20 protein-coding genes are annotated in these 25,856 nt (G+C 72.1%); 16 read left to right on the top strand and 4 right to left on the bottom strand.

Annotated elements, in window-relative coordinates; genetic code table 11:
• Position 1: 1 nt before the first annotated feature.
• From ACH54P_RS05190 to ACH54P_RS05125, 14 genes are all read left to right on the top strand, one after another.
• Positions 2 to 445 (top strand): phage tail protein, encoded by a 444-nt coding sequence (locus ACH54P_RS05190; RefSeq protein ID WP_489911172.1) that lies wholly within the window; start codon positions 2 to 4, stop codon positions 443 to 445.
• Between the two features lie 4 nt (positions 446 to 449).
• A complete protein-coding gene (locus ACH54P_RS05185; protein WP_489911171.1) occupies positions 450 to 890 on the top strand; it encodes a hypothetical protein in 441 nt (146 codons plus the stop codon).
• Positions 887 to 1,045: a DUF6760 family protein gene (locus ACH54P_RS05180; protein ID WP_003098516.1), complete on the top strand. Its 159-nt coding sequence runs from the start codon at positions 887 to 889 to the stop codon at positions 1,043 to 1,045. Before ACH54P_RS05185 ends, ACH54P_RS05180 begins: the two co-directional genes overlap by 4 nt.
• A gap of 7 nt (positions 1,046 to 1,052) precedes the next feature.
• Complete coding sequence (locus ACH54P_RS05175; RefSeq protein ID WP_489911170.1) at positions 1,053 to 3,581, top strand: hypothetical protein; 2,529 nt, start codon at positions 1,053 to 1,055, stop codon at positions 3,579 to 3,581.
• A gap of 11 nt (positions 3,582 to 3,592) precedes the next feature.
• Positions 3,593 to 4,039 (top strand): phage tail protein, encoded by a 447-nt coding sequence (locus ACH54P_RS05170; RefSeq protein ID WP_489911169.1) that lies wholly within the window; start codon positions 3,593 to 3,595, stop codon positions 4,037 to 4,039.
• Between the two features lie 2 nt (positions 4,040 to 4,041).
• Positions 4,042 to 4,806: a CIS tube protein gene (locus ACH54P_RS05165; RefSeq protein WP_489911168.1), complete on the top strand. Its 765-nt coding sequence runs from the start codon at positions 4,042 to 4,044 to the stop codon at positions 4,804 to 4,806.
• Positions 4,799 to 6,619, top strand: a complete 1,821-nt coding sequence (locus tag ACH54P_RS05160) for a VgrG-related protein (RefSeq protein ID WP_489911167.1) — start codon at positions 4,799 to 4,801, stop codon at positions 6,617 to 6,619. Before ACH54P_RS05165 ends, ACH54P_RS05160 begins: the two co-directional genes overlap by 8 nt.
• Positions 6,620 to 6,632: 13 nt before the next feature.
• On the top strand, positions 6,633 to 6,914 hold the full coding sequence (locus tag ACH54P_RS05155; RefSeq protein ID WP_489911166.1) for a PAAR domain-containing protein: 282 nt from the start codon (positions 6,633 to 6,635) through the stop codon (positions 6,912 to 6,914).
• Position 6,915: 1 nt separating this feature from the next.
• The gene (locus ACH54P_RS05150; protein WP_489911165.1) at positions 6,916 to 7,326 is read left to right on the top strand and encodes a GPW/gp25 family protein; all 411 of its coding nucleotides are present in this window, start codon (positions 6,916 to 6,918) and stop codon (positions 7,324 to 7,326) included.
• The gene (locus ACH54P_RS05145; protein ID WP_489911164.1) at positions 7,326 to 9,287 is read left to right on the top strand and encodes a putative baseplate assembly protein; all 1,962 of its coding nucleotides are present in this window, start codon (positions 7,326 to 7,328) and stop codon (positions 9,285 to 9,287) included. Before ACH54P_RS05150 ends, ACH54P_RS05145 begins: the two co-directional genes overlap by 1 nt.
• On the top strand, positions 9,284 to 9,823 hold the full coding sequence (locus tag ACH54P_RS05140; protein ID WP_489911163.1) for a phage tail protein: 540 nt from the start codon (positions 9,284 to 9,286) through the stop codon (positions 9,821 to 9,823). Before ACH54P_RS05145 ends, ACH54P_RS05140 begins: the two co-directional genes overlap by 4 nt.
• 3 nt (positions 9,824 to 9,826) lie before the next feature.
• On the top strand, positions 9,827 to 10,807 hold the full coding sequence (locus ACH54P_RS05135) for a zinc ribbon domain-containing protein (RefSeq protein WP_489911162.1): 981 nt from the start codon (positions 9,827 to 9,829) through the stop codon (positions 10,805 to 10,807).
• A 27-nt stretch (positions 10,808 to 10,834) separates the two neighbouring features.
• The gene (locus tag ACH54P_RS05130) at positions 10,835 to 14,890 is read left to right on the top strand and encodes a VWA domain-containing protein (RefSeq protein WP_489911161.1); all 4,056 of its coding nucleotides are present in this window, start codon (positions 10,835 to 10,837) and stop codon (positions 14,888 to 14,890) included.
• A gap of 175 nt (positions 14,891 to 15,065) precedes the next feature.
• Positions 15,066 to 16,385, top strand: a complete 1,320-nt coding sequence (locus ACH54P_RS05125) for a COG1470 family protein (protein WP_489911160.1) — start codon at positions 15,066 to 15,068, stop codon at positions 16,383 to 16,385.
• A gap of 6 nt (positions 16,386 to 16,391) precedes the next feature.
• On the opposite strand, the gene ACH54P_RS05120 is transcribed toward ACH54P_RS05125, so the two are convergent.
• The 4 genes from ACH54P_RS05120 to ACH54P_RS05105 all read right to left on the bottom strand — a co-directional run bounded on the left by ACH54P_RS05120 (position 16,392) and on the right by ACH54P_RS05105 (position 20,226).
• Positions 16,392 to 17,018: a response regulator transcription factor gene (locus ACH54P_RS05120; protein ID WP_489911159.1), complete on the bottom strand. Its 627-nt coding sequence runs from the start codon at positions 17,016 to 17,018 to the stop codon at positions 16,392 to 16,394.
• Between the two features lie 104 nt (positions 17,019 to 17,122).
• On the bottom strand, positions 17,123 to 17,773 hold the full coding sequence (locus ACH54P_RS05115) for a response regulator (RefSeq protein WP_489911158.1): 651 nt from the start codon (positions 17,771 to 17,773) through the stop codon (positions 17,123 to 17,125).
• A 5-nt stretch (positions 17,774 to 17,778) separates the two neighbouring features.
• Positions 17,779 to 18,456, bottom strand: coding sequence for a sensor histidine kinase (locus ACH54P_RS05110; protein WP_489911157.1), 678 nt, complete (start codon positions 18,454 to 18,456; stop codon positions 17,779 to 17,781).
• Between the two features lie 441 nt (positions 18,457 to 18,897).
• Complete coding sequence (locus tag ACH54P_RS05105; RefSeq protein WP_489917121.1) at positions 18,898 to 20,226, bottom strand: glycoside hydrolase family 6 protein; 1,329 nt, start codon at positions 20,224 to 20,226, stop codon at positions 18,898 to 18,900.
• Positions 20,227 to 20,493: 267 nt separating this feature from the next.
• Between ACH54P_RS05105 and ACH54P_RS05100 the strand changes: the two genes are divergently transcribed.
• Together ACH54P_RS05100 and ACH54P_RS05095 are read left to right on the top strand one after the other, a co-directional pair.
• The gene (locus ACH54P_RS05100) at positions 20,494 to 21,729 is read left to right on the top strand and encodes a GDSL-type esterase/lipase family protein (protein ID WP_489911156.1); all 1,236 of its coding nucleotides are present in this window, start codon (positions 20,494 to 20,496) and stop codon (positions 21,727 to 21,729) included.
• Positions 21,730 to 21,833: 104 nt separating this feature from the next.
• Complete coding sequence (locus ACH54P_RS05095; protein ID WP_489911155.1) at positions 21,834 to 25,844, top strand: phage tail protein; 4,011 nt, start codon at positions 21,834 to 21,836, stop codon at positions 25,842 to 25,844.
• Positions 25,845 to 25,856 lie beyond the last annotated feature (12 nt).

The following is a 25,856-nucleotide window of genomic DNA, read 5'->3' as shown; positions in this document are numbered from 1 at the left end:
CATGGCACTTCCCGATCTTGACAAGGCGGTAGGCCACTCCTTCGGGCTCGAGATCGACGGCGTCCAGATCAAGCAGATCTCCGAGGTCTCCGGCCTCAAGATGGAGCAGGACGTCATCGAGCTCAAGCAGAACACCGTGGACGGCAAGTACGTCATCAAGAAGCTGCCCGGCCGGCCCAAGGCCGGCGAGGTGACGCTGACCCGCGGCCTGACCGACGACAACAGCTTCGAGAAGTGGGTCAAGGACGCGCACTTCGGCAAGATGGCCTCCGCGCGCAAGGGCGGCGCCATCATCGTCTACGACTACGAGGGCACCGCGCTCAAGCGCTACAAGCTCACCAACGCCTGGCCGAAGAGCCTGGAAATCGGCTCGCTGAAGGCCGGCGACACCAGCGTCCTCACCGAGAAGCTCGTGGTCACCTACGAGCAGATGGAAGTCGAGTGAGCCGATGCGCAGGGTGATGGCGTCGGCGCCGGTCGAGGAAACCCCCGTGGAGGAGCCTCGGACCGAACGGCCGAAGCTGCGGACGGAGTTCGCGTTCGAGCTCCCGCGCGGCTACGTCGACGACGAGGGCAAGGTGCACCACTCCGGGGTGATGCGGCTGGCCACCGCGCGGGACGAGCTGATCCCGCTGCGGGACGACCGGGTCCGCGAGAACTCGGCATTCCTCACGGTGGTGCTGCTGGCCCGGGTGGTCACCCGCATCGGCGACGTCACCGACGTGCACGCCGGGGTCATCGAGAACCTGTTCGCCTCGGACCTGGCGTTCCTGCAGGACATGTACCGCCGGATCAACAGCGAGGGACACACCAGGGCGGGCGTCGCCTGCCCCGAGTGCGGCCACAGCTTCGTCGTCGACGTCGCCGGTGGCCGCCTGGGGGAATCGTGACGTACGCGGCCGACCGGCTGCACGAGGAAGTCGCGTACGTCGCCTACCACCTGCACTGGTCCCTCGACGACATCCTCGACCTCGAACACCCCGACCGGTTGACCTACGTCGCCGAGATCGCCCGGATCAACACCCGGATGAGCCAAGGACGGTGACGCAGGAATGTGGTTTCGCCGAAAGGACGCGGCCCCGCCCCCGGAACCCGCGCCGGCCGCCCTGCCGGTGACCCGCGCGGAGTGGCGGGGCGTGCCGCCGATCCAGCGCGTCGTCGCCGAGCACCCGCTGGTCAACCCGGTCCAGCGGTTCAGCTCCTCGCTGACGTCCTGGCGCAGCCCGGGCTACCTGGAGCCGCTCGGCCACCGGGTCGGTCCGGAGGAACCCGCCGGGATCATCGCCGACCTGGCGCGGCCCCGGACCCTCGAGACGCCCGCGCCCGCCATGCCGGTGGTGCAGCGGGCGACCCGCAAGAGAGCCGGGCTGTCCCGGCTGTGGGGAGTTTCGGTGCAGCGCGACGCCTCGCCGGAGGCAGCTGTTCCCGCGCCTGAGGAGTCGGGCTCCGTCGCGGAAGCCGTCCTCTCGCGGTCCGAGGAGCCGTTTGCCGCCTCGTCCGCCGTTCCGTCGCGGTCCGAGGCACCGGTTCTCGCGTCGTCTGCCGTCGCGTCACGGTCCGAGGAGTCGGGTCTCGCCTCGGAGGCCGTCTCGTCGCGGCCCGACGACCTGGTTCTCGCGTCGTCGGCCGTCCCGTCGAGGCCTGAGGAGCCGGGTCCCGCCTCGGAAGCGGTCCCCTCGAGGCCTGAGGAGCCGGTGGCCGCCTCGAGAGCCGTCTCGTCGCGGTCCGAGGAGTCGGGTCTCGTCGGGGAAGCCATCTCGTCGCGGTCCGAGGAGTCGGGTCTCGTCGGGGAAGCCATCTCGTCGCGGTCCGAGGAGTCGGGTCTCGTCGGGGGAGCGATCCCGTCGCGGCCTGGCGACCTGCTTCCGGTCGCGGATGCCGTCCCGTCGCGGCCCGGGGAACCGGCGGCCCCGCCGATGCCCGCGTTGGTGCTGCCGACCGTCGCGGCGCCCGAGGCCGGGCGGTCGCTGACGTCCGCCGCGGCCACCGTTGTCCCGGCCGCGCCGGTGCGGACGGTCCAGGCGATCGCGGAACCGTCCCCTGTGGACGCTCCGGCCGCCGAGGTCACCACACCCGATCCCGTCGTGCCGGTGCCGGTCCCTGAACCGGCGGCCGCCGAACGACCCCCGGCCGAGCCGGCGCGGCCCGTGCTGCCGGTCGTCCAGCGGACCGAGCAGTCGGCACCCCGGCGGCTGGGGCTCGGCGCCCCGATCCTGCCGGAGCCCGGGCCTGCGTCCCGGCCGGTCGCGGAGGTGGACGCACCACTCGCCGGTGCCGTCGAGACCACGGTGCTCCCACCTGAGGACGCGCCGCTCGCTCCGGACTCGAAGCACCCGCCCGGGGAGGTGACGGTCTCGCGGACGGCCGGAACGCTGCCGGAGATCCCGTCATCGCGGTCGTCGCCGGTCAACACCTTCCGCCCGCTCGACACCCCGGAGATCCACGCCGGGACCACGGAGCCGCCCGGGACACCGGGCGGCTCGACGGCTCCCGCGCCGCCCCTGCCGGTGGCGCGAGCCGTCGAGACACCGCAGCTTCCAGCGGCCGCAGTGGCCTCGCCACCCGTGCCGACGCGGGCCATCGAAAGCTCTCCGCTTCCGGGAACGCGGACCCTCGACTCACCGGCCCCGGCGGTGCGAACGGCCGAAGGTCCGCCGCTTCCGGTGGCGCGTGCCATCGAGAACTCACCAACGCCGGCGGTGCAGACTTCCCCGAGGCCGCCGCTTCCCGTGGCGCGAGCCATCGAGGCAGGCTCGGCGGTACAGGCTGCCCCGGGTTCGCCGCGAGCCAGCGACTCGCCGACCTCAACGGTGCGGACCGTCCCAAGTCCGCTGCTCCCCGTCGCGCGAGCCACCGAGCCTTCACCAACTTCAGCAGTACCGGCGGCACCAACCTCGCCGCTTCCCGTCGCGCGAGCGATCGAGGACTCACCGGCCCCGGCGCAGCGAGCCGGGACTCCCGCGCTCCCGCTGACCCGGGCGATCGAGACCCCGCCTCTCCCGGTGGCACGAACCCTCGAGGCCCCGGCGATGCAGCACCCCGAAGGCGCACCACTGCCGGTGTCCCGGGCGATCGAGACCCCGGAGCTCATCCTCGACACACGGTCGCCGGTGATCCAGCGCACGCCGGTCCTGTCCGAGACGTCGCCGCCCGTCGCCCCACGGGCAGAAGCGCCGCTCCCCCTCTCGCGCAGCGTCGACGGCGTCGGCAACCCCCCACGGCCGGTCACCGAACCACTGCCTGTCGCGAGAACCGCCGACCCCGGCCGGCCATCGGCCGGGGGAACGGCCCACGGATCGGTACCCCCGACCGAGGCCCTCACGCTGAACACCCCGCCGGTCGTCGTGTCGCGGCAGGCGGAGGCCCCGGTCGTCCAGCGCGAGCCGGAACCGGCTCCGCCACCGGCCCCCGCACCGGCCACGGAAGCGCCGGAAGCCCCGGCCGCGCAACCGGCAGCCGCCCCGGCGCCGGAAACCGAAGAGCTCGTCAAGAAGCTGTTCGACCCGCTGCTGCGGCGGCTGAAGACCGAACTCCGCCTCGACCGTGAGCGCCGGGGCGCGCTCACCGACCGCCCGCACTGAAGGAGAAGCCGATGCCGGACCCCGAAGAGGCCGTCGCCGTGTGCTATGTCGTCAAGCTGGACGACAAGAACCTCGGCAACCTCGGCGTGTTCTCCAGCTGCGACGGGCTGGGCTGCGAGTTCGTGATGGAACAGCGGGAAGAGGGCGGCAACAACGGCATGGTCTGGCAGCTGCCGACCCGGATCAAGTACTCGAACATCAAGCTCTCCCGCCCGGTCACCGCGGCCAGCTCGCAGATCACCAAGTGGTTCGCCAGCCTGGCGAGCGGGATCGAGCGCAAGACCGCCACGATCGAGGCCCGCACCCTCGAAGGCACCGTGATCGCCAGCTGGGCCCTGGAAGGCGTCGTCCCGGTGCGCTGGAGCGGGCCGCAGCTCTCGCCCGACTCGCCCAAGGTCGCCACCGAGACCCTCGAACTGGCGCACCACGGCTTCCTCAGCCCGGCCAAGAAGGGCTAGCCATGTCCTCACCCGTCACGTTCACCTCGGCCGGGTCGCAGCCCCCGGCCGCCTACGGCTCCGGCGAGCCGGCGCCGAACAACCTGCAGCGCGCGCTGCTGGACGTCCGCAAGCCGCCGCAGTCCGGCGGCACCGGGCAGCCCGGTGCCCAGCTGTTCGAGATCAAGTTCCAGTTCAACCCCAAGGAGCTCTCGCTCAGCAAGAACGCCAAGTGGGCGCGCGACCCCCAGCGCAACGCGAAGAAGAGCGGGCCGCCGGAGTTCAAGGGCTCCGACCCGGCGAAGCTGACGCTGGAGATGTTCCTCGACGCCACCGACAAGATGGACGACGCCGTCGTCAAGAAGGTCGAGCAGCTGTTCAGCTGCTGCGTCGCCACCGAGGACAGCCGCCAGCACGGCAAGGGCTCGCCGCCCTGGGTGATCTTCAAGTGGGGCGGCATGACCGGCTTCCACTCCTACGTCGCGAGCGTCACCGCGAAGTACACGCTCTTCACGCCCTCGGGCACGCCGGTGCGCGCGGTCTGCACGGTGAACCTGGAGGAGATCGCGGGCGAGCTGGGCGGCCAGAACCCGACGTCGGGCGCGCTCGCGGCGCGGGACACGCACGTGCTCGTCGCGGGGGATTCGCTGCCGTCGGTGGCGTTCCGGGCCTACGGCGACGCCGGGAAGTGGCGTGAGATCGCCGACGCCAACGACATCGACGACCCGATGCGGCTGCGGCCCGGCACCCGGCTCCTGGTGCCCGCCCTGGAGGAGCTCGATGGCTAACGAGAGCTTCGCGAACAACCTGCTCGTCGAGGTCGAGGGCAACCAGCTCCCCGACGACGTCAAGACGCTGCTCAGCTACGCCTACGTCGACGACAGCCGGAACCTGCCGGACGTGTTCGTCCTGCGCTTCCGCGACTCCGGGCACGTGGTGCTGGACAAGGGCAAGTTCAAGATCGGGGCGAAGGTCAAGCTGAAGGTCCAGACGTCCGACCCCGAAGCGCCGCAGGACCTGCTGTCGGGCGAGGTGACGGCAGTCGCGATCGACCTCGACCGGATCGGCACCTTCACCGAGGTCCGCGGGTACGACCACGCGCACCGGCTGTTCCGCGGCCGCCGCGTCGCGGCCTACCCGAACATGACGATCGCCGACGTCGTGCGCAAGGTGGCCCAGCGCGCGCAGATCCCGGCCGGGAAGATCGACGACGTCAAGGGCTTCGGCGGCGGCCCGAACACCCAGCTCAGCCAGGACAACGTCAGTGACTGGGAATTCCTGTCGCGGCTGGCCGGCGCGGTGGGCGCGCAGATCGCCGTGCGGGACGGGAAGCTGAACTTCGAACTCCCCGAGAAGCCCTCCGGCGCCCCCGCGACGACGGCCAAGGCGACGGCCGACCCGCTCGTCCTCGAGGCCCACCGGACGCTGGTCAGCCTGCGCGCCAGCGTCACCGCGGCCGAGCAGGTGCCCGAGGTGCAGGTCCGCGGCTGGGACTTCGAGCAGAAGAAGGAGATCAGCGCCACCGCGGCGCCGAAGAACGCGGGCACGGAGGTGCCGGGCGTGGACCCGGTGCAGCTGGCGGGCAAGTTCGGCAGCCCGCCGTTCCTCGACGCTGCCTCGCCCCGGCGCACGCAGGGCGAGGCGGACGCGACCGCGCGGGCCCTGGCCGACCGGTTCGGCGGCGCCTGCACCGAACTCGACGGGGTCGCGAAGGGCAACCCGAAGCTGCGCGCGGGCACTCCCGTCACGCTCACCGGCGTCGGCGCGCCCTTCTCGGGCAAGTACACGCTCACCAGCACCCGGCACCTCTTCAACGCCGAAGTCGGCTACACGACGGAGTTCACGGTGTCCGGGCGCCAGGAACGCTCGTTCTACGGCCTGGTGGCGGGCGGGGCGAAGGGCTCGTCGTGGCCGGGGGTCGTGCCGGCGGTGGTGACCGACCTGCGTGACCCGCTGCACCTCGGCCGGGTCAAGCTGAAGTTCCCGTGGCTGTCGGCCGACTTCACCAGCACGTGGGCGCGCACGGTCCAGGCCGGCGCGGGCAAGGACCGCGGTTGGCTCGTGCTGCCCGAGGTGGGCGACGAAGTCCTGGCCGGCTTCGAACACGGCGACTTCGAGGCGCCCTACGTGCTCGGCGGGCTGCACAACGGCAAGGACACCCCGCCGAAGTTCACCAAGCCCGTCGTCGACGGCACCAGCGGGGAGGCCACCCTCCGCGGGTTCGTCTCGCGGAAGGGCCACAAGCTGGAGTTCGCCGAGGACGACGGCATCATCCTGTCCTCCGGGGACGCGAAGTTCGTGGTCAAGATCGACCAGAAGAACCAGGTCATCGAGGTGACCAGCGGCAAGAGCGTCACGGTCAAGGCCCGCAACGGCGTGAGCATCGACGCCGGGACCGGGCCGCTGGAGCTCAAGGGCCAGAAGGTGTCCGTGAAGTCCCAGACCGACGCCAGCGTCGAGGCGGGGACGCAGCTGAAGCTGAACGGCACGGCCGGCGTGAAGGTCGAAGGCGCCGTCGTTTCGGTCGCGGGCCAGGGCCAGGCGGAGCTGACCGCGAGCGGTGTCGTCACCGTGCGCGGCAGCGTGGTCAAGATCAACTGACGGGGGAGTGCGCATGCCACCAGCCGCGAGGGTCGGCGACCCGACCGGGCACCCGGGCGTCATCGCCGGGCCCGGCGTGCCGACCGTGCTCATCGGCGGGCTGCCCGCCGCCACCGTCGGGACGCTGCACACCTGCTCGTTCCCGCCGCCGGCGGTGCACCCGCCGACGCCGATCGCGCCGCCGGGCTGCCCGACGGTGCTGATCGGCGGCATGCCGGCGGCCCGGATGGGCGACCTGGCCGCCTGCGGCGCGCCGATCATCCTGGGCTGCCCGACCGTCATGATCGGAGGCTGACGTGGACTTCCTCGGCCGGGGACTGGCGTTCCCGCTGCACACCGACGCGACCGGCTCGGTCGCGCTGGTCGGCGGCGAGCGCGAGGTCGTCGAGAGCATCCGGCTGATCCTGGCGACCGCGCCCGGCGAACGTCCGATGCGCCCCGAGTTCGGCTGCGCGGTGCACGACCTCGTGTTCGCTCCCGCCGACGCGGCGACCGCCGGGCAGATCGCCTACGAGGTGCGGACTTCGCTGGAGCGCTGGGAACCGCGGATCACCCTCGACGACGTCGTCGTCAGCTTCGCCGAGGCCGACCGGGGCACCCTGCTGATCGACATCCGGTACACCCTGCGCGGCACGAACGACCCGCGCAACCTCGTCTTCCCCTTCTACGTCATCCCGCCGCACGAGTCCACCGAGGACGGTGCGTGATGTCCCTGCCCCTGCCCAACCTCGACGACCGCCGGTTCCAGGACCTGGTCGACGAAGCCAAGTACCTGGTCCAGCGCAACTGCCCGGAGTGGACGGACCACAACGTCTCCGACCCCGGCGTCACGCTGATCGAGACGTTCGCGCAGATGGTCGACCAGCTGCTCTACCGGCTCAACCGGGTGCCCGACCTGCACTACCTGCGCTTCCTCGACCTGATCGGGGTCCGCCTGTTCCCGCCCGCCGCCGCGCGCGCCGACGTGACGTTCTGGCTCTCGGCCGCCCGGGACGTCCCGGTGGTCGTCGCGAGCGGCAAGCAGGTCGCGAGCGTGCGCAACGAGGTCGAGGACCCCGTGGTGTTCACCGTGGAGCGCACGCTGACCATCGTGCCGTGCTCGCTCGCGCACCTGGCGACCAGCACGTCCGACACGGGCCTGCCGCCGGTCGACCGCACCGACGAACTGCTCGTCGGCGGTGGTCCCGCGGCCTTCGCCGAGACCCCGGCGCCCGGCGACGCGGTCCTGTTCGGACTGTCGGACGCCGTGCCCGGCTGTGCGGTGCTGCTGCGGATGAACTGCGAGGTCGAGGGCCAGGGCGTCGACCCGCACGACCCGCCGTGGCTGTGGGAGGCCTGGGACGGCACCGGCTGGGCGGCGTGCGAGGTCGACCGGGACAGCACCGGCGCGTTCAACCGGGCCGGCGACATCGTCGTGCACGTCCCGCCCGAGCACACGATGTCGGTGCTCGCGCGGCGGCGCGCGGGCTGGGTGCGCTGCCGCCTGCTCGAGCCCCAGCCGAACCAGCCGTTCTTCCAGCGCTCGCCGCGCCTGCACGCGGTCGAGGCCTCGACCATCGGCGGCACGGTCGGCGCGGTGCACGCCGAGGTCATCCGCAACGAGATCGTCGGGACGTCGGAGGGCACGCCCGGCCAGCGGTTCCCGCTCGGGCGCGGCCCGGTCGTCGCGGGCGACGGCGAACTGGTCGTGGAGGTCTCCGGCCCCGACGGCTGGCAGCAGTGGACCGAGGTGCGGTCGTTCGCCGACTCCCGGCCGGACGACCGGCACGTCATGCTCGACCGCGTCGCCGGCGAGGTCGCGTTCGGCCCCGCGGTGCGCCAGCCCGAGGGCGGGGTCCGGTACTACGGCGCCGTGCCGGCCAAGGCCGCCGCGATCCGCGTGCCCGAATACCGCTCCGGGGGCGGGCGGCGCGGCAACGTCGCCCGCGAGGTCCTCGAGGTGCAGCGGGATCCGATCCCGTTCGTGAGCAGCGTGGTGAACCGGCGGCCCGCGATCGGCGGGGTGGACGGCGAGTCGGTGCGGGACGCGGCGGTGCGGGGCCCGCTGGTGCTGCGCACCCGCGACCGCGCGGTCACCGCCGAGGACTACGAACAGCTCGCCCGCGAAGCGGCACCCGAAGCGGCTCGCGTGCGCTGCATCCCGGCGCACGGCGAGGACGGCCGCGAGACCGGTGCGATCCGGGTCCTGGTCGTGCCCGCGGTCTCCGACACCGGCGAGCTCGCGTTCGCGACCCTGTCGCTCGATCCGGCCATGAAGGGCCGGATCGAGCGGTACCTCGAGGAGCGACGCTGCGTGGGCGCGCTCGTCTCCGTGGAACCGCCGTTCTACCAGGGCGTCACGGTGGTCGCGCGGCTGCGGGCCCGGCGCCGGACGACGGCGGGCGCCCTCGGCGCGCGGGCGATCCAGGCCCTGTACGACTACTTCAACCCGCTCAGCGGCGGCCCGGACGGCGACGGCTGGCCGTTCGGGCGGCCGGTCCAGTCGGGCGAGGTCTTCGCGGTGCTGCAACGGCTTCCCGGCGTCGAGCTGGTGGAGGACGTGCGCCTGTTCGCCGCGAACCCGATCACGCGCGAACGCGGCGAGCAGGTCGACCGGCTCGACCTGCCGCCCCACGCGCTCGCGTTCTCGTTCGGGCACCAGGTCCGGGTCCGGGAGGCCGGCGCATGAGGGCGGGGATCGCCGGGCTGGCGAGCCCGCACCCGATCGGCGAGCAGCTGCCCGCGGTTTACGCCGAGGACCGGTTCGTGCAGGGCTTCACCGGCGCGCTCGACGAGGTCCTCGCGCCGGTGCTGTCCACCTTGGACAACTTCTCGGGCTACCTCGACCCGGGGCTGGCGCCGGAGGACTTCGTCGGCTGGCTGGCGCACTGGGTCGCGCTGCGCGTCGACGAGGGCTGGAGCCCGGCCCAGCTGCGGCAGCTGGTGACGCGGTCGGTCGAGCTGCACCGGTGGCGCGGCACCCGGCGCGGCCTCGCCGAACACGTGGGGCTGCTGACCGGTGGCGCGGTCGAGGTGACCGACAGCGGCGGGGTCGTGGCGTCGCCGGAGCCCGGTGCGCCGCTGCCGGACCCGGGACCGCCCTGGGTGCGGGTGCTCGTCCGGGTCCCCGACCCGGCCCGGATCGACGTGCGGCGGCTGACCGCGACGGTCGTGGACGCGGTGCCCGCCCACGTGCGGGTCTCGGTGGAAGTGGTGGAGGGGTAGCGGATGGTCATCTACGCGGAGTGCGGGCACCAGGGTCCCGCCGAGGTCGAGTTCTGCGGCGAATGCGGCCAGTACCTGAAGTGGGACGACGACAAGGCGGTCGCCGTGCGGCAGCAGCCGGTCGCCGTGCAGCAGCAGGTCGTGCAGCCCGCCGAGCCGACCACCCCGATCCGGGCGCCGCGGAACCAGGTTGTCGAAGAGGAGGTCCTCACCCCCGGCGACCTGATCTGCGGCCAGTGCGGCAAGGGCAACGCACCGACCCGGAACTTCTGCAGCCGGTGCGGCGCGTCGCTGGCCGAGTCGCAGGTCGTGAAGACGTCGTGGTGGCGCCGGCTGTTCGGCCGCAACCCGAAGCAGCACAAGGCGGGCGAGCGGCCGGGCAAGGACGGCGTGCGCCGCCGGACCGGGCGGGCCGGGGCCGCGCGCCGGACCGTGGGCAAGGTGATCCGCCGGGCGGTCGCGGTCGCGCTGCTGCTCTCGGCGCTCGTGTACGCGCTGTACCAGCCGTTCCGCGGCGCGATCAACACCGCCGCGACCGGGCTGTGGAGCCAGGTGACCGGGATCTTCGAGGCCAAGCTGAACCCGGTGCACCCGATCAAGGTGACCGCGACCGCGGAGTCCGGCGGGCACCCGGCGCCGCTGGTCGCCGACAACGCCAAGAACACCTTCTGGGCGGCCCCGGTCGACCGGGAACCCGCGCTGGTGTTCACCTTCGACCACCCGGCGGACCTGCGGAAGGCGATCGTCTATTCCGGCAACGCCGCGGACCTCCAGTCGACGCACCGGCCGCAGAAGCTGCACCTGGTGTTCTCCACCGGCAAGACCTTCGACGTGGTGCTGGCGGACACGCCGGACATCCAGGAAGTCCCGATCGAGAACAGCGAGGGCGCGACGAGCGTCGAGCTGCACGTGGTCGGGCTGCATCGCTCGCTCAACGGCACGGACGTCGCGATCTCCGAGATCGAACTGTTCGAGGCCGGCTGAGCCACCGGAGTTTGGGGAGGACTGACCATGCGCGCGAACCGAGCGGTGGCGGGTGTCGCGGTCGTCGCGCTGCTCGGCGGCTGGGCGATCAGCGGGGCGCTGTCGCCGACCGCGGCGCAGGGGCCCGCCCCGGTGGCGGCGCCCTACCGCGTCGGGTACGTCAGCGAGGCCACCACGGGCCTGTTCCAGGCGACCGGGGAAGGCGCGGCGGCGGCCCTGCCGCCGGGAGCCGGGGGCGTCGACTCCGACGCGTCCGCGGGCACCGGCGGCGTGGTGTGGGTGAGCCACCGGGCCGCGACGCCCGGTGGCGCCGAACGTGACGGCGAGATCTTCTACCTCGCCGACGATTCGCGGACCCCGGTGCGGCTGACCGGCGACGAGACCGCCGACACCCGTCCGGCGCTGTCCCCGGACGGCCGCTCGGTCGCGTTCGCCTCCGACCGCGCCGGCAGCCGGGACCTCTTCGTGATCGGCGTGAACGGCCGCGGCCTGCGCCAGGTGACGTCCGGGCCCGCCACCGACGACTCGCCGAGCTGGTCGCCCGACGGCACCCGGCTCGCGTTCAGCAGCGACCGCGACGACCCGGCCGGCGACATCTACACCGTCCCGCTCGACGGCGGGACCCCGGCGCGCCTGACCGCCGACCCGGCCGCGGACACCCAGCCCGCGTGGGGGCCGGCGCGGATCGCGTTCACCACCACGCGCTTCCACCCGGCCGGCGACGTGGTGCTGGTGCCCGAAACCGGTGGCACGGTGACGCGCGCGATCCCCGATCCCGGCGACTCCTCCGAACCCGCGTGGTCGGCGGACGGCGCGCGGCTGGCGTTCACGACGCACGCGCCGGACCCGCTCGGCGACGTCAAGCAGCTCACCGCCGGGACGGTCTCGGTCATCTCCGCGCTCTCCGGCGTCGGCGAGACCGAGCCGACCTTCCGCGCGAACGGGCAGCCGGTGTTCACCGAACTGCGGTCGGGCACCACCACCGACATCTGGAGCGCCGACGCCACCGGCGGCGACCGCCGGGACGTCACCCACCGCCCGAACGCCTCCGAGCGCGACCCCGCGTTCTCCGCCGACGGCACGCAGCTGGCCTACACCGAGCAGGCCGCCGGCGAGTCCGCGGCCTCCCGGATCGTCGTCGCGAACGCCGACGGCGGCGCGCCGCGGCGGTTGACGGTGGGGTTGGACGTGTTCAAGCGCGAGCGGCACCCGGCGTGGTCCCCGGACGCCACGATGATCGCGTTCACCGACACCACGGTGGGCAACGACGTCCCCGAGGACGACTTCGTCCGGATCGCGCGGGTCGCGGACGGCCGGATCCTCGGCGACATCCCGGTCCCGGCGTACCTGCGCGGCCAGGACTCGCAGCCGGTGTGGTCCGCGGACGGCAGGAAGGTCACCCTGACGCGGGCGGCCACGCGGGTCGCGCCGCCGGGACCGTCCAGAGTGGACCCGGCGGTGGTCGACATCCCGGTGGGCCAGGGCACCTCGGCGTCGATCGCCAAGACCGTGCAGACCGATCGGATCCCCCCGCGGCCGGACATCGTGCTGCTGATGGACCAGACGGCCTCGATGGGCAAGATCCTCGACGAGATGAAGGGCAAGCTGAACACCGTCATCGACACCGTCCGGGACAAGGAACCGGACGCGCAGTTCGCGGTGGCCGCCTTCGGCGACCGGCGCGACCCCATCGCGCCGCCGGACAACCCCGGGCCGCTCGGCCGGCTCTTCCAGGTCCAGCAGGACCTGATCACACCGGACGACGCGGGCAAGATCGAGCTGGGCAAGGCCTTCGGCCGGATCAAGCAGGCCTACGGCGACGACACCCCGGAGGACTGGATCTACGCGCTGCACAAGATCGCGACCGGCGCCGTCCACTTCCGCGAGAACAGCAGCCGGATCGTCGTGCTGGTGGGCGACGCCACCAGCCACGACCCCAGCGGCAATCCGGATCGCGACGCCACCGCGACCCGCCTGTCGGCGAGCGCCGAACTGCTGGGCGCGAAGATCAAGCTGGTCGCGGTGCCCGTCGAGACCACCGGCAGCGACACCGATCCGGACCGCGGGCTGGACCGCAGGCTCCAGGCGAGCGACACGGTCCGGGAGGTCGGCGGCGTCGTCACCCGGACCAGCGATGAGCAACAGGTCGCGGACGCCATCATCGCGGGCATCGGGGACATCCCGGTCTCCGTGCAGCCGGTGCCGTTCTGCGGCCCCGGTCTCACGCTCACCTTCAGCCCCGAAGGACAGCGCGTGCCGGGTGGCACGGACGCGAAGTTCGTCGAGACCGCCACGGTCTCCCCGGCCGCGCCGCTCGGAGCTTTCCTGCACTGCCAGGTCGAGTTCCGGCTGAACGGCGAGCCCGGCGTGCGGCCGGGCTACACCGAAGACGTCACCGTACGGGTGCGGGATCCGCGGCTGCCCCTGATCACCGTGCACGACAAGACGGTGACCGGGACCGCGCCGACGGTGATCGAGTACTCCGCGACCGCGATCGATGCCGACCGGGAAACCGCGATCACGCCGTTCTGCACGCCGTCGTCGGGCAGCCTGTTCCCGGTCGGCGCCACCACCGTCACCTGCACCGCGACCGGAACCAACGGCACCGCCACCGAGACCGCGGTGATGGCGGTCGACCCGGGCGGGGAGTCCCGGCGGGAACTCTGGCAGGTCTCGCTCACCCTCGGACCGGACAGCGTCGTCGCCGGGACCCAGCGCGATCTGACCCCGTCGTTCGGCACCCCCTGCGGGACCGGCGGCAACGACTCCGCCGACGTCTCACCCGACGGCGTCACCCTGGCGTTCCAGAGCGGCGGCAGGCTGGTCTGCGTGGCGCCCGCCGACGGCGGGCCGGGCCGGGTCCTGGTGCAGAACGCCGGGTCCGTCGACCACCCGGCCTGGTCACCGGACGGCGCGCTCGTCGCCTTCGACAGCGCACCCGGGGAATCCCGGCCCAGCATCCAGGTCGTGCCCGCGGCCGGTGGCGCGCCCGCGCTCCTGATCGCCGGCCCCGGCGGAGCGTCGCAGCCGGCGTTCCAGCGGATCGCGGACGTCGCGGTGACCGCCACCGCCGTCCCGGCCGAGATCCCCTTCGGCGGGCTCACGACGTTCGAGTTCGTGGTCAGCAACCACGGTGTCGCCGCCTCGCCCGGGGTCGGGCTGTTCGTCCGGCTGACCGCCGGGCTGCGGCCGCAGGCGCCCCTCACCACCGCGGGCACGTGCACGCCGGAGCTGGTCTGCGCGTTCGGCACGCTCGCCCCGGGTGGCCAGGCGCGGGTGCGGTTCAGCGCCACCGGCGAAGTGGCCGGGCCGCAGGCCGCGACCGGCACGGTCACCACGGCGGGGCAGGACGCCGACGCGCGCGACAACTCCGCCACCGCGGTCGTCACCGTCGCCGAGAAGCCGGCGCCGCCGGTCACGCCGGGGTCGTTGTCGGCGGGGATGTCGGTGTCGGCGGTCCCGCTGTTCGTCGGCGGGGACGACGTCGTGCTGACCTTCCTGGTGCACAACGGTTCCGGGGCGCCGATGCCGGACGTCCGCCTGGTCACCCAGCTGCCGTCGCCGCTGCCGGCGACGTCGGTGACGCCGGGGTGCGCGCCGGGCGGCGGGAGCTGTGCGCTCGGGACGCTCGCGCCCGGGCAGACCGTCGAGGCCCGGATTTCGCTGGCGGCCAGGGCCGCGGTGGACGCGCCGGTGTCCGCCACGGTCGGCACGACCGGACCGGACACCACGGCCGGGGACAACACGGCGAGTGCGCGGGTGGTGATCCGGCAGCCGGTGGTGAAGGTCGACCCGGACATCGGCCCGCTGGGCTTCGTGCCGCGCGTGACGGGCACCGGCTTCCCGCCGGGCGCGACGGTCCGGCTGGCGTGGTCGGCGGGCATCTCCGCGACGCCGGGTCTGGTCACCGTGGGCGCGGACGGGACGTTCCAGACGCAGTTCCTGATCTTCCACCACGACCTGATCGGGCCGCGCACGCTGTCGGTGACGTCGGTGAGCGGGCCGAAGTTCGGCACGGCCCGGTCGAACCCGATCCTGGTCGTCCTGCGCACGGAACAACCCCCGTTCATCAGCCGCGGCTGACCTCGCGGCCGTTTGCGGCGCCACCACCCGTCCGGGCTCCGGCGGGTGGTGGCGTCCGCGCGGGTCGGCCGGTGCCGCGTTGAGCACCGGCTGCCCGTAGGGGCAACCACGGGCGCACGGCCGCACACCCGTCCGCTGGTGCCGGAGCGGGGGCTGGGCGCGCAGACTTCCGGGCATGGGAGCAACGGCGACGCTGTCCGAGGCCGGCCTGGTCGCGGAACCCGGCCAGGAGACGAGCTGCTCGGTGACCATCCGGAACGCCGGACAGGTCGTCGACCAGTTCGCGATCGACGTGGTGGGCGACGCCAGTGGCTGGGCCACCGCGGAACCCGCGACGGTCAACCTGATGCCGGGGGAGACGGGGACGGTCACCGTGCGGTTCGCGCCGCCGCGGTCCTCCGACGTCCCCGCCGGGACGATCCCGTTCGGGGTCCGGGTGTTCTCGAGCGAGGACCCCGGCGGCTCGGTTGTCGAGGAGGGCACCGTCCAGCTCGGCGCCTTCACCGAGGTGACCGCCGAGCTCGTCCCGGCCAAGGTGGAGGCCAGCTCCAAGGCCGACTACGAAGTCGCCGTCGACAACCGGGGCAACCGGCCGGTGGCGGTGGAGCTGAGCGCGCTCGACCCGGAGGACGAGCTGGACTTCCAGCTCGACCGCGACCGGGTCGACCTGGCGCCGGGCACGGCCGCGTTCGTCCGGATGCGCGCCCGGCCGCGGAAGCGGTTCCTGCGCGGGCAACCCGTCCGGCACCGCTTCCAGGTGTTCGTCACCGCCGAGGGCGCCGAGCCGCTCAAGACCGATGGCACCATGGTGCAGCGGCAGCGGCTCCCGAAGTGGCTGCTGCCCGCGCTCGCCGCGCTGCTGGTCCTCCTGCTCGCCCTCGTGACGCTGTGGTTCACCGTGCTGCGGCCCGCGGTGAAGTCGGCCGCCCGGGAGGCCGCCCAGGAGCAGAACCAGGAGATCGTGAAGGCCGCGCAGGACGCCGGCGCCGGGGCCGATCAGGCGAAGAAGAACGCCGACCAGGCCAAGCAGAACTCCGAGCAGGCGATGAAGGCCGTCGGCCTGACCCCGCCGAGCGAAGGCTCCGCAGGCGGTACGGTGGCCGACCCGGCCGCCCCGAGCCGCGCGAACGCGGCCGGCGGGACCCCGACGGACTTCCGGGTCGCCGCGGACGCGAACATCGACTCGAACGTCAACCGGTTCGCCGAGTTCCCGTACACCATGCCGGACCCGAACAAGACGCTGGTGGTCACCGACCTGATCCTGCAGAACCCGCGCGGTGACACCGGAACCCTGCGCCTGCTGCGGGATTCCGGCGGCACCAAGACCGTGCTGCTGGAGGTCGGGCTGTCGAACTTCCGCGACCTCGACCACCACTGGCTGCAGGCCTGGCGGTTCCAGCCGGGGGACAAGATCGTGCTCGCGGTCAGCTGCCAGAACCCGGGGGACCGTGGCCACTGCACCCCGTCGGTCTCCTTCTCCGGCCGGGTCGAGTAGACCTTGCTAGATCAGCCCTTCGCGCATGGCGAACGCCACCGCGTGGGCGCGGTTGCGGAGCTGGAAGCGGTTGGTGATGTCGTGCAGGATCGACTTCACCGTCCGCTCGGAGTAGCTGAGCTGGTCGGCGATCTCCTTGGTCTCGAACCCGTCGGCGACCAGCCGCAGCACCCGGGTCTCCCGCTGGGACATCCCGGCGAGGTCCCAGCCGTTCGGCTGGAGCACGTCCCGTTGCAACCGGGACACCCGGGACAGCAGGCGGCCGAGCAGGTCCGGCGGCAGCGCGCCTTCGCCGGCGGACGCGGCCTTGACGAGCCGGACCAGGGTGTCGGCGGTGGCGTCGGCTCGGCGGATGATCGCCGAGACGCCGTTGCCCACGACGTCGAGCAGCTCCGAGTCGTCCACTTCCCCGGCGACCAGGACGATGCCCGCGTGGTTGGCGCACTGGAGACTGCGCAGCAGCTGCTTGGCCTCGTCGTTGAGGCGCTCCACGATGACCAGCACCACGGCCGGCTCACCGGAGTTCCCGTCGGCGAAGCGGACTTCGGGGCGTGACCGCAGGGCGGCGGTGACGCCCGCGTGGGTGATGATGTCGGTGGCGTGCAACAGCACCGGAACCTGGTCGGTGAGCATCGGTGGAGTCCTCCCTCGAACGGTGTCGCTTCGCTCCACCCCAAGGATCGGGGTGCGGACGCTCCCCGAACAGGGATACGGAGTCCCGATATGTCCCGCTTTCACTACTCCGATCGGGCAATGCCGGCCTCTTTGGCCTTGGCGATGGCCTGGGCGCGGTCGGTGACCCGGAGTTTGCGGAAGATGTGGGACACGTGGTTGCGCACGGTCTTCTGGCTCAGCACCAGCTGGTCGGCGATCGACGCGTTGCCCATGCCCTGCGCGATGAGCTGCATGATCTCCTTCTCGCGCAGGGTCAGCTGCGGGAACGACTCGTCGCGCGGGGTGGCCGTGCCCAGCAGGGACAGCACCCGCGTGGCGATCGCCGGGCTGAAGATGGCTTCGCCGTCGCCGATCACCCGGACCGCGCGGATGATCTGCTCGTTGCGCGCCCCCTTGAGCAGGTAGCCGCGGGCGCCCGCGCGCATGGCGGCGAACACCGCGGCCTCGTTCTCGAACATGGTCAGCATGAGCACGCCGATGTGCGGGCCGGCGCCCACGATCCGCCGCGTCGCCTCGACGCCGTCGAGGTCGGGGAGGTTGAGGTCCATCAGGACGACGTCGGGTTCCAGCCGGCCCGCGTCGGCGACCGCGGTCAGGCCGTCGGCCGCCTCACCGGCGACCTCGAGGCCTTCGGTGCTGTCGAGCAGCGCGCAGAGCGCCGCCCGGAAGACGGGGTGGTCGTCCACCACGAGGACGCGCAGGGCGCCGAACACCTGCCTCACCTCCCGGCGGCGAGCGGGAGCCAGGCGGCGATCCGCGTGCCACCCGAGGAAACCGGCTCGATCCGGCAGCCGCCGCCGAGGTCGCCCGCGCGTTCCCGCATCGAGCGCAGCCCGGTCCCGCCGATCGTGGGCAGGGCCTCGCCGTCCGTGCCCACGCCGTCGTCGACGATCTCGACGTGCAGGTCGCCGTCCCGCGGCCAGAGGTGGACGAGGCACTGCCGGGCCCCGGAGTGGCGGGCGACGTTCACCAGTGCCTCCCGGATGATCCGGTACGCGGTGACCTCGACCTCCGCCGGCAGCGGCGGCAGCTCGCCGCGGACCTCGACCTCGACCCGCAGCGGGCCGTGTTCGGCGGGCACCCGGTCGGTGAGCGTCTCGGCGTACCGGCGCACGGCCAGGACGAGCCCGGCGTCGTCGAGCGCCGGCGGGCGCGCGTCGGCCACGATGCGGCGCAGATCGGTGATCGCGCCGTAGAGCTCGTCCTCGAGCCGGGACAGGAGGTGCTCGGCGCCGGCCCGGTCACGGGTGATCAGCTCGCGCGCCGCGCGCACCCCGAGCACGGCGACCGCGAGCGTCGGCCCGACTCCGTCGTGCAGGTCGTTGAGCACCCGTCTGAGCCGGTCTTCGTACCCGGAAGGACGCACGACGTCGGCGACGACGAATGTCCGGCGCATTTTCTCCCCGTCCGCCAGAAATGGTCTGGACCCCCATCGCAATTCGGGGAACCAGCTCTCGTGCGGGTAGTCCAACCGGCTGCTCCGTTTCCCGTAGCGGGATGGTCACCCGCTGTACTAGTCGTCGTACCAGGCCCCGGCGTTTCACCCCGAACGCCCGGTAGAGGTCACGGAATGGTCCCGATGCGAAAACGGAGGTAACGCCGGGGGTTCCCCCGGCGTTCCGGCGCGACCCGGCGGCCCGGGCTGTCGAAAACGATTGGTGAAATGGGCCGCGAATTGGTCGAAGTTCGACAACGCCCCGGTCCTGCGCATTCGGGAAGTGGCACGGCGGACGGACCAGACCGCTCTGCGGCGGGTGGCGCAACGGGGCACCCCCCGCGCGCCGAAGGCCTCCCCGGAAGGAATCCTTCCGAAGAGGCCTTCGAGGCGGACGGTGGGTCAGGAGCAGGAGACGCCGTTGAGCGCCGGTGACTGGAAGGGCGGCGTGCCACCGGTGTAGCTCGCGTTGTAGCCGATCGTGGCGGTCGCTCCCGTGGCGAGGGTGCCGTTCCACGAGGCGTTGTCGACCTTGACGACGTCGCCGGTGTCGGTCCAGGTGCCGTTCCAGCCCTGGCTGACGGTCACGCCGGGGGCGGAGAAGGTGAGCGTCCAGTGGTCGGTGGGCGCTCCGCGGTTCTCGACGACGATCTCGCCGGTGTAGCCGGTCGACCAGGTGCTGACCACGCGGTGGGTGACCTTGCAGGTGCCGGACGGCTGCGGGGTCGTGGTGGTCGGGGTCGTACTGGTGGTCGGGGTCGTCGGCGTGGTGGGGGTCGTGGTCGTGACCGGGCCGGCGGCGACGGCGAGGTCGTAGGCCCGCTGGGGCACGAACTGGCCGGCCGTGGCGATGCAGCCGTCGGCCTCACCCGGCGGCTTGATCCAGAGGAAGGCGTCGATCTGGCTGTCGCCGGTCTGGTTGGTGCTCGGCGTGCCGATCGCGCGCCCGGCCGGGTCGCACCACTCGCTGCCCAGCGGCCCGTTGCCGTTGCGGCTGGTGTCGATCACGCCCTTCAGCCGCGAGTTGCCGAGCTGGCCGAGGATCGCCTTGTCGTAGGCGACTTCGTCGGCGGTCGCGCGGTAGTTGGACACGTTGGTGGAGATACCGTCGGCGCTGTTCGAGACGTCGGCGGCGCGCAGCCGGTTCGCGGCTTCGCCGGGGGAGAGCCAGGCGGAGTGCCCGATGTCGAAGTACACCTTCGCCTGGGACGAGCCGGCCTTGAGCCGCTTGCCCGCGTAGGCGATCGAGGCGGTGGTCTGGCTCTGCTGGTCGGCGCTCTGGCAGTTCGTCATGAGCGCGAGCACGTCGGGTTCGAGCACGATGGCCGCGGGCCGTCCCGCCAGACCGGCCGCCACCTGGTCGATCCAGGCCCGGTACGCGTCGTGGGACGGCGCACCGCCGCCGCTCGCCCCGCCGCAGTCGCGGTTGGGGATGTCGTAGACCACCATGATCGGGATCTGCCCCGCGGCGGCCGCCGCCCCGGTGTAGGCGTCGACCTCCCCGCGCACCGTGGAGGTGTTCGTGGTGGTGAACCACCGCGCCTGCGGCACGGCGGCGATGCGGTCGCGGATCACCGCGGTGCGCGAGTCACCGGGGTTCGCCGCGACCCACTTGGCCGCGTTGGTGCCGGGGTCGACGTAGTACGCCGACGCCGCCGCCTGCGCGCCGGCCCACGTGGTCATCGCGACGACGCCGATCGCGGCCAGCGCGGCGATCGCGCCGGCGGTCACTGTCCTGCTTCGCATGCAGCTTCTCCTTCGAACGTCCCGGGTGGCGCTTCTGTTCGCCGATCTCCTGGGAGCGCTCCCAGCGATCCGGGACTGTAGTCGCGGACGCGGGATCGGGAAAGGGGCCGCACCGGTATTCCGCGGTCGTCCGGCTTTCGACACTTTCGCCCGGGGATTCGATTGTTTCGGCGGACTTCGCCGGTTGCGGCGGCCGTCCGGCGTCTGTTCTCATGATCCCGACACCGGCGTCGAAGCCCGAGGAGCGCGCTCATGAGAATGAGTCGAACGGCGGTTGTGCTCGCTTTTTCCGCGATGCTTTCCCTGCCGGTCACGGCGCAGGCCGCGACTCCGGACCTGTCGTGGCCGCGGACGGTGACGCTGACCGAATCGGCGTTGGAAGGGGTGCACGGCACGGCGCCCGACGCCACGGTCCGCAACGTCCTCACCGTCACCGCGAGCGGCACGGCCCTGCGCGTGCGGCTGGGCAATCCGTTCGGCGGCAGCCCGCTGGTCGTGCGGTCGGTGTGGGCCGGGGTGCAAGCGGCGCCGGGTTCGGCCGGGCTGGTGCCCGGTACGAACCGGTGGGCCACGTTCGGGTTCAAGCGGACGGTGACCGTGCCGCCGGGCGGCACCGCGTGGAGCGACCCGATCCCGCTGACCGTCCGGCGGGGCGACCACGTCGCGGTGAGCGTGTACGCGCCGGGGGCGCCGGTCAACGACCACACGTTCCCGCCGCCGGAGACCGACACGCCGGGCTCGTTCGCCTCCGGCCCCGGCGACGCCGGCGCGGATTCGTCAGGCAGCGCCTACGGTGCCTTCGCGCCGGGCGTGTTGTGGTGGGTGGACGCGGTGAGCGCCGTCTCGTCGGCGCGCGGCACGATCGTGGCGCTCGGCGACTCGATCACCGACGGCTACAACGCGTTCGGTGGTGGCCGGCGCTGGACCGACGTGCTCGCCGGCCGCCTCGCGAAGCTGCCGCCCGGGCGGCAGCTGTCCGTGGCCAACGCCGGCATCAGCGGCAACACGGTCAGCGTCCAGCCGAATCCCTACGACCCGACGAACCAGTGCTGCGGCGCGCCCGCCCCGCAACGCCTCCAGCGGGACGTGCTGGCACTGCCCGGAGTCCGTTACGTGCTCCTGCTGGAGGGCACCAACGACCTCGGCGGCGGCACGTACGCCCCGCCCGCGCCCGCGTCCCAGGTCATCGACGCGATGCGCGGCATCGTGGCGCGGGTGCACGCCGCCGGGCACCGGATCGTCGGCGCGACCCTGCTGCCGATGTGCAACGCCGCGGGCAGCCCGAAGGAACAGGCGAGGCTCGCCGTCAACGAGTGGATCCGGTCGTCCGGAACGTTCGACGCGGTCCTGGACTTCGAGGCGGTCCTCCGCGACCCGGCCGACCCGACGGTGATCGCGGCGGCCTGGCGCACCGACTGCTACCACCCGAACGCCGAGGGGGACCGCTTGCTGGGCGAATCGATCGACCTTTCGGTCTTCGGCCGGTAACGGCCTGGCCGGCGTCACCCCTGCCCGTTCGGGCAGCCGATGGTGCCCGTTGAGGTGCCCGGTGTCCGGCGGTGGTCCGCGGCCGGGTCGGTCACGCTGGGAGGATGGCCGCGGCACGTCGGACGGCCGATTCGGCGAAGGCGGAGGTCGGTGACGCCCTCGTCGACGGCAGGCGGAAGGCCGGCGGCGGGCACGCGCGCGCCGCCGTGGGGCCGTTCGCGCTCATGGCGTTGCAGCGCAGCGCGGGCAACGCCGCGGTCAGCGCGCTCATGGCCGCGAAGGCGAAGTCGCCGGGCGGCCAGGCCGTCGGGGAGATCGACGCGGCGCTGCGGGAGATCAAGCGGGACGAACCCGAGATCGACACCGTCGAGAAGGGCTTGAAGCAGGCCAAGGCGGCCGGGGTCCCGGTGGAACTCGAGGGTCCGAAGCCGCCCGCGTCCGCACTGGCGGTGACCACGACCGGGTTCGGGCCGGCGTCGGTTCCGGCGAAGAAGCCGGTGCCGCCCGCCAAGCCGGTGCCCGCGGTACACCCGCTGGGCAAAGCCGGGGCCGCGACCGCCAAGGGGGGCGGCCACGCCCCGCCCGCGGCGCCGATCAGTGTCCCCGCCCCGTCTCCGGTGGCGGCGCCCGCCCCGCTGACGGGCGACCAGCTCCTCCGGCCGCCGGTGGCGCCGGTGGCGGTGCGGCCCGAGGAGGATCCGGCGTTCACGCAGGTCACCGGGCAGGTCAAGGCGTTCGCCGGGGCGAAGAAAGCCCATCCGCCGGCGGCCTCGAAGGCCAAGGAAGCCCAGGACGCGGCTCTCGCGCCGTCCGACGACGTCGCCGGGCAGGCCAAGGCCGCGAAGGTCGACACGATGGACGCCCAGCCGCCGGGGACGTTCGACAAGAAGGCGTTCATCGCGGCGGTGAAGACCGCCATCGAGGCGAAGGCGCCGAAGACGTTGGTGGAGGCCACGGATCCGGGCAAGACCGGCGAAGTCAAGGGCGAGGTCAAGGGCCTGGTCACACAGGGCAAGGAAGGTCAGGCCAAGGACATCGAGACGGCGACGGACGCGCCGCCGGACCAGTCCAAGGCCGTCCCGAAGCCGGTCACCCCGATGGCGGAGGAGCAGCCCGGCCCGACGACGCAGATCCCGGCCGCGGGCGCGGTGCCGAAACCGGCGCCGCCCGAGCAGGTCAACCTCGAAGCGGGCAAGCAGCAGGCCGACCAGGAGCTGGCCGCCGCCGAGGTCAGTGAGCAGCAGCTCGCCCGGTCCAACGAGCCCGGGTTCCAGCAGGCACTCACCGACAAGCGGGCCGCGGCGGCGCACGCGGACACCGCGCCCGGGCAGTTCCGCGCGCAGGAGCAGCAGGTTCTCCAGCAGGGCAAGGCCGAAGCCGCGACGGAGACGAAGGCCGGCGTCGAGGGGATGCAGGGCGCCAAGGGTGCGGCGCTCGCGAAACTGGTCGCCGACAAGGGCCAGGCGAAGTCCAAGGACGAGGCGAAACGCGCCGAAGTCACGACGAACATCCAGGGCATCTTCGCGGCCACCGAAGCCGAGGTGAAGAAGATCCTCGAGGGCATCGACCCGAAGGTCGAAGCCGCGTTCGAACAGGGTGAGGCGGCCGCGAAGGCGGCCTTCGAGTCGTTCGTGTCGGCGAAAATGGCGGCGTACAAGGAAGATCGTTACAGCGGCTGGCTGGGCGGGCTGCGCTGGGCGAAGGACAAGCTGCTCGGGATGCCCGCGAAGGTCAACGAATTCCACGAGGCCGGCCGGGAGCTGTACCTCAAGCAGATGGACGGCGTGATCTCGCGGGTCGCGGACATCGTCGGCACCGACCTGACCGCGGCTAAGCAGCGCATCGCGAAGGGCAAAGCCGACATCGCGGCCTACGTCAAGACGTTGTCCCCCGACCTGCGGAAGATCGGCGCCGAAGCGTCGAAGGAGATCGGCGACAAGTTCTCGCAGCTCGAAAGCGACGTCAACGACAAGCAGGGAGCGGTCGTCGACACCCTCGCCACGAAGTACGTCGAAGCGCGCAAGGGCCTCGACGAACGGATCGAGGCGCTGCAGGCGGAGAACAAGGGCCTGGTCGACGCGGCGATCGGCGCGATCAAGGGCGTCATCACCACGATCCGCGAACTCGCGGCGATGCTCACCGGCGTGCTCGCCCGGGCGGGGAACGTGGTCGGCGACATCATCAAGAACCCGGTTTCGTTCCTGGGCAACCTGATCGCCGGGGTGAAGGGCGGCATCCTCAAGTTCAAGGACAACATCCTCGACCACCTGCGCAAGGGCCTGATGGGCTGGCTGTTCGGCGCGCTGGCCGAGGGCGGCGTCGAGCTGCCCGACAAGTTCGACGCGCGCGGCATCATCAAGCTGCTGGCCTCGATCTTCGGCCTGACCTGGGCCAACATCCGCAACCGCCTGGTCAGGCAGATCGGCGAGAGGGCGATGGCCGCCGCGGAGAAGGGCGTGGAGATCTTCCAGGTCATGCTCACCCAGGGCGTCGCCGGCCTGTGGCAGATGCTGATCGAGAAGCTGGGCGACATCAAGGAGATGATCCTCGACCAGGTGAAGGACTTCGTCATCACGAAGATCATCACCGCGGGCATCACCTGGCTGATCGGCCTGCTCAACCCGGCCGCGGCGTTCATCAAGGCCTGCAAGCTGATCTACGACGTGATCATGTTCTTCGTCACCAACGGCAGCCGCATCCTCAAGTTCGTCAACACCGTGATCGACTCGGTGGCCGACATCGTCCGCGGCAACGTCAGCGGCGTGGTCGACAAGATCAACGACGTGCTCGGCCAGATGCTCCCGATCATCATCGGCTTCCTGGCGAGCGCCATCGGCCTCGGCGGCATCGGCGCCAAGATCCGTTCGATCATCGAGACCCTGCAGAAGCCGGTGAACAAGGCCCTGGACTTCGTGATCAAGACGGGCCTGAAGCTGGCAGGCCCGATCATCCGCGGCATCAAGGGCATCAGCGGCAAGGTGAAAGCAAAAGTGGCGGCCGGGAAAGCCTGGGTCAAGGGCAAGGTCGAAGCAGGAAGGGCCGCGGTCGGCAGGTTGTTCAAGCAGGACCTCTCGATGAAGGGCGCCGGACACACGCTGACCGTGAAACCAGGTCCACCTCGGGTGCTCGAAATGGCGTCCGCGTCTCCCGGGCCCCTGTCCGCGAAAGTCGCCCGGGTACTGAGTGACGTCGAAAAGCGCAAGGCCGCCGTCATCACCGGCCGCCAGAAGGCGGACGAAATCGTCACCAAGGGCAAGAAGGCCGGTAAACGCGAACGTGCCCTGCTCGACGAGTTGAACCGCTACCTCAAGGACTCCGACGAACTGGTCGGCGACGTCCGCCAAATCGACTCTCTGCGCGCGCAGGTCGAAGCGCTCGGGCCGGACGCGCCGGAGGCGGAGGTCACCAGACTCGTCACCCGGCTCGGGAAACGCCTCGAGATCTTCGGCATGCGGTACAACCTGACAGATCTCGGGCCGCTGACCCCGCCGGTCGACAAGACCCTGGGAGATGCGGGCAGTTACAAGGAATTCTCGTGGGGACGCAAGAAGGACTTCGGCACGCTGGAGGCGGAGCACATCACTCCCGGCTCGATCCTCCAGCTCCTCGTCGGGGGCTGGGATCCGAGCACGCCCGTCTACACCCGGTCGGGATCGGGATCGACCTACGAGCAGGACACGACGCTGCTGGTGACCAAACGCATCGCCGACATCAAGACCGATATCGGATCTCTGCGGTCCCCGTCGGACCAGACCGAGATCAGAGCCGTCAAAGCCACCCTCGAACTCGCTGCGAAGATCTGGCAGAAAGTCGACGCCAAGCAGCCACTCACCAAGCACGAACGGGAAACTCTTGAGGGTCTCGGTCAGCTGTTCAACCGGGTGCTGGCACGCCGGATCGACGTCACCATCGCGGCTCGCGACCAGTACATCCAGGAACTCCGCCAAGGCAAGCGCGGCGGAATGCCCAACAGCCAGTCACTTGCCGCCGTGATCAAGGAAATCCAGACGCGGCTCTCGGACGGCCGGATCCATCAGGCGGCCCTCGATCAGGTCGGTCGAGCCTGGCCTCTCGGCCGGAACATCCTGGTGCAGGTACCCGACGGCTCGGATTGATCCGCCGCGACC

Source organism: Amycolatopsis sp. N2S4-7, from assembly GCF_058119595.1.
This window is presented reverse-complemented; position numbering and strand designations above follow the sequence as displayed.